Source organism: Sphingopyxis sp. KK2, assembly GCF_001990265.1.
Taxonomy (GTDB): domain Bacteria; phylum Pseudomonadota; class Alphaproteobacteria; order Sphingomonadales; family Sphingomonadaceae; genus Sphingopyxis.
Genome location: NZ_LYVN01000222.1, coordinates 1 through 4,015 on the forward strand (window position 1 = coordinate 1; position 4,015 = coordinate 4,015).

Genomic DNA, 4,015 nt, shown 5'->3' on the forward strand with positions numbered 1-4,015 from the left:
GGGCTGGACCGACCCCGCCGCGAGCGCGCCGAGATGCACGCTCCCTTCGGGTCCGCGCGCAATCTCGCGATCGACGACGACCGCGGCATCGGCGAAACCTTCGCGGCGCCTGGTGCCGACGACGCCGGCCTGGCCATAGGCTTCGAGCCGGAAGCGCCCGAGCAGCGGCACATCGCTCACGCCGCCGACGACCGTCGCCGCGAGCGCCGTACGCCCCTGACTGCCGAGCGCGACGCGCTGTTCGATCGCCGCATCGACCGGCCAATGCGCGACGGGCGCAAAGGCGAGGCCGAGGGCCAGTTCGCGCTGGCGCGGCTGCGCCAGCGCGATCGTAACGCGGCCATAAGCGCGCAGCCGCCCGCTGTCGCCGAAGCCATAAGCGATCCGCACCCCCGCCTGGCTGCCGCCAAGCTGGCTCGCGGCCGCGAGGCCGCCGCCCGGTGCCTTGCCCGATCCGGCGCGGACATAGGCCCAGCCGCCAAGCGACCATCCCGCCAGCTGGCGCTTCATCCAATAGGGCTGGCCGCTGCCCGGCGGCCCCGCATAGGGCAGCAATTCGGCCGGCACCCACGCCCGGCCGGCGACCGCCGCGCGCTCCTCGCCACCCGGCAGCGGAGGCAACAGGCGCGCGAGCATGGCGGATCGCAGCCCGCCGAGCGCGTCGCCCTTGGCGGGCGCCTCGGCAAAGTCCTGCGCCGACCGTGGCAGGAGGACGCCATGCGATGCATCACGAGCCATCGGCGCGGCCGACGCGGTGGGCAGGGTCCGCCGATCGGACGCCGCAACGACCGAAGCCCAGAGCGGATCGAAATCCGCACGTGCCTCCGCCGGCGCCGCCACGATCTCGATCGGCTGCATCGGCGCCGGCACGGTCCAGTGCGCCATCACGCGCACCACCGTCCAGCCGCCGAGCAGCAGCATCAGGAAACGCAGCGGCCGCGCGCCATTGCGCGGGCCGGTCGCGGTCGCCGCCTTCATCACCGGCGACGAACCGGCGTCGCCGACGCCATCAGCAGCAGGTCGCTTTCGCTCCGCCGCGTCTTGTCCCACACGACGCGGCCCGAGCGCAGCATGCGCCAATAATCGGCGAGCGCCTTTCGCGCCGCCATCATCGCCACGATATTGGCGACAAAGGCCCGCGGGACCGCGAGCAAGCCCTGCCGCCAGCCATAGGCGCGCGCGGCGAAATGGCCGCGCATGCCGAGCCGCCACAGCAGCAGCACCCCCGACATCCCCATCAGCAATGGCAGCAACGCCCCCGGCGGCCGTGCCTGCCAGCCGAGGAAATGGTGGCCCGCGATACAGATCGCGTTGGCGAGCAGCGCCGCATAAGCTGCGAGCAGGACGGCGGCGGCGAGCGGCGCTCGGCGATCGCGCCACAGCATCCAGCGCGCGGTCCAGGCGCCCCTTTCGGGGCCGCGCCAGCCGAGATGATCCCAGCCCGCGAGCGCAATGCCGGTGATCCATCGCGATTTCTGCCTGATCGCCCCCGACAAGGTGGCCGGGAACGGGCCGCGCGATACGATCCATTCGCCGTCTTCATCGATCGCCGCGACAAAGGCCGTGCTCAGTCCATGGGTGCCGACGAGGATCCCCATCTCATAATCTTCGGTCAGGCTGTCGGGACGAAAGGGAGACCCGCCGCGCTGCAGCGACAAAAAGGTCAGCGTGTTGCGGGTCAGCGCGCAGCCGACCCCCGCCGACGGCAGCGGCGCGCCGAGCCGGCCGCGCAGCACCATATCCTTGCCATGCGCCTCGGCGAATTCGTCGGCATAATGGCCCGCCACCCACTGCCGGCCGATTCCAAGCAGCGGCAGCACCGGAATCTGCACCATCGCATGGCGCGCCAGCCCGGCGCGATACAGCGCGAGTTCGCCGCGATGCACGACATCCTCGGCGTCGTGCAACACCACCCCCGCGAAGCGGATATTCTCGATCCGCTCGTCGGCGCCCATCGCGTCCCACAGCCGGTTGAGATTGTCGCCCTTGGTCGTCGGCCCGGCCCCTTCACCGATCACGAGGCGCAGGCGGGGGTCGGCCGCGATGAGCGGCGACACCGCGAACAGCGTGGCCACATCATTGGGATAGCAGCCGAGATAGAGCCGGAAATCCTCGCCCTGCCACGCGCTCAGCGTCCGGCGGATCATCGCCGGCAGCACATCGGCCTCTTCCCAGGCGGGAACGAAGACCGCGAGCGGCCCGATGACCTGCCCCTGCCGGCGCATGTCGGCAAGATAAGGCGTAGCTTCGTCACGCGAGCCTGTGACGAACCATAATATATCGAAAAGCAGGTCGTCGAAACCGATGAACAGGATACCGACCGATGCGAAGAGCAACAGTTCGTGACTGGCCGTCGCGGCCAGAATTTCCAATTCTGCGGTCGACAGCCCCACCATGCGCCTCGCCCCCATATGACGTCATGCCGCCAATAGTTTGGATGACTAGTAAAAACTGCGGCTTGCGTAAAGGGTGACGCCGCCGCCGTCCGGCGCTAGGACATAGGCTCCTCCCGAAGCGAAGGCCTCCTTTCATCCGATGACCCGTAGTTCGACCAGCCGCTCCGCCCTGCGCGATTTCCTCGAAAGCGAGAGCGCGGGCGGGATGTTGCTGATCTTCGCGGCAGCGCTCGCGATGCTCGTCGCCAACTCGGCGTTCGGCGAGAGCTATCGGCACATGATTCATGCCGTGACGGGGCCGACGCTGTCGGAGAAATTGGGTCCGATGACGGTCCACCTGTGGATCAACGACGGGCTGATGGCGATTTTCTTCCTGCTCGTTGGGCTCGAGATCAAGCGCGAGTTCGTCGACGGGCGTCTTGCGAGCTGGGACCGGCGACGCCTGCCCTTCATCGCCGCCGCCGCGGGCATGGCGGTCCCTGCGATCCTCTACATGGCCTTTGCCGGCGGCACGCCGGGGCTGGCGCAGGGCTGGGCGATCCCCGCCGCAACCGACATCGCCTTTGCGATGGGGGTGCTCGCGCTGCTCGGCAGGCGCGCGCCGACCTCGCTCAAATTGTTCCTCGTCACCGTCGCGATCGTCGACGACATGGGCGCGGTCGCGATCATCGCGCTTTTCTATACCGCCAAGATCAATCTCGTCGCACTCGCCGCGGCGGGCGCGGTGCTGGGGCTGATGTTCGCCTGCAACCGCTTCGGGGCCAAAAGCCTGATCGTCTATCTGCTGCTGTTCGCGCTGCTCTGGTATGCGATGCTGCTGTCGGGCGTGCATGCGACGATCGCGGGGGTGCTCGCGGCGATGGCGATCCCCTTCGAGCGTACCCCGGGCACGCCCGACAGCGCGACCTCGCCGCTCCACCGCCTCGAACATGCGCTGCATCCGTGGGTCGCCTTCGCGATCGTGCCGCTGTTCGGCTTCGCCAATGCCGGGGTCGACCTGTCGGGCCTCACGCTCGACCAGATCTTCGCGCCCCTGCCCCTCGGCATCGCGGCGGGGCTGTTCCTCGGCAAGCAGGTCGGCATTTTCGGCAGCGTGTGGCTGAGCGTCAAATTCGGCATCGCCGGCAAGCTGCGCGGCGCGACCTGGCTCCAGGTCTATGGCGTGTCGCTGCTGTGCGGCATCGGTTTCACGATGAGCCTGTTCATCGGCGGGCTCGCCTTCCCCGGCACCCCCTTGCTGATCGAGGAAGCCAAGATCGGAATTTTGATGGGGTCGCTGGTTGCGGCGATAACGGGTTATGCGGTACTGCGCCTCGCGCCGCTGCACCCGCAGCATGATGCGGTCGAAACCCGGTCCGATGACGAGATCATCGGCGACGGCGACGTCCGCGACACGTCGGAGCCGCTTCCCGCATGATCCATCGCCTGCGCCTGCCGCCCAAAGCCCTGTGCGCGGCCCTGCTTGCCGCCGCGACGCTGTCGGGCTGCTATGCGCTCGACCCCGAAATGAAGCGCGAGGTCGAAGCGCGCAAGGCCGATGGCAGCGCGGCGGTCGTTCCAACACCGGCGCCCGCGCCCGCCAAGTCGCCCGCCGCCGACGCTGCCGTCGCCGAGGTCGA

The 4,015-nt window shown here is 69.0% G+C and carries 3 protein-coding genes and 1 pseudogene; 2 read left to right on the plus strand and 2 right to left on the minus strand.

The window, feature by feature from the left end; all coding sequences use genetic code 11:
* On the minus strand, positions 1-978 hold a 978-nt coding region (locus B1A78_RS20715), incomplete at its 3' end, for a hypothetical protein (RefSeq protein ID WP_077148758.1).
* Complete coding sequence (locus tag B1A78_RS20720; RefSeq protein WP_077148759.1) at positions 978-2,396, minus strand: glycosyl transferase family protein; 1,419 nt, start codon at positions 2,394-2,396, stop codon at positions 978-980. The genes B1A78_RS20715 and B1A78_RS20720, both read right to left, overlap by 1 nt.
* A gap of 139 nt (positions 2,397-2,535) precedes the next feature.
* Here B1A78_RS20720 and nhaA point away from each other — a divergent pair, with 139 nt between their 5' ends.
* Both nhaA and B1A78_RS20730 read left to right on the plus strand, forming a co-directional pair.
* Complete coding sequence (gene nhaA / locus B1A78_RS20725) at positions 2,536-3,813, plus strand: Na+/H+ antiporter NhaA (protein ID WP_077148760.1); 1,278 nt, start codon at positions 2,536-2,538, stop codon at positions 3,811-3,813.
* Positions 3,810-4,015: pseudogene (locus B1A78_RS20730) on the plus strand (hypothetical protein); the annotation flags it as partial. The gene nhaA and the pseudogene B1A78_RS20730, both read left to right, overlap by 4 nt.

Excerpts from the sequence above, each read along its gene's own strand:
- B1A78_RS20720 (WP_077148759.1), bottom strand. The coding sequence starts at position 2,396 with ATGGTGGGGCTGTCGACCGCAGAATTGGAAATTCTGGCCGCGACGGCC.
- nhaA (WP_077148760.1), top strand. The coding sequence starts at position 2,536 with ATGACCCGTAGTTCGACCAGCCGCTCCGCCCTGCGCGATTTCCTCGAA.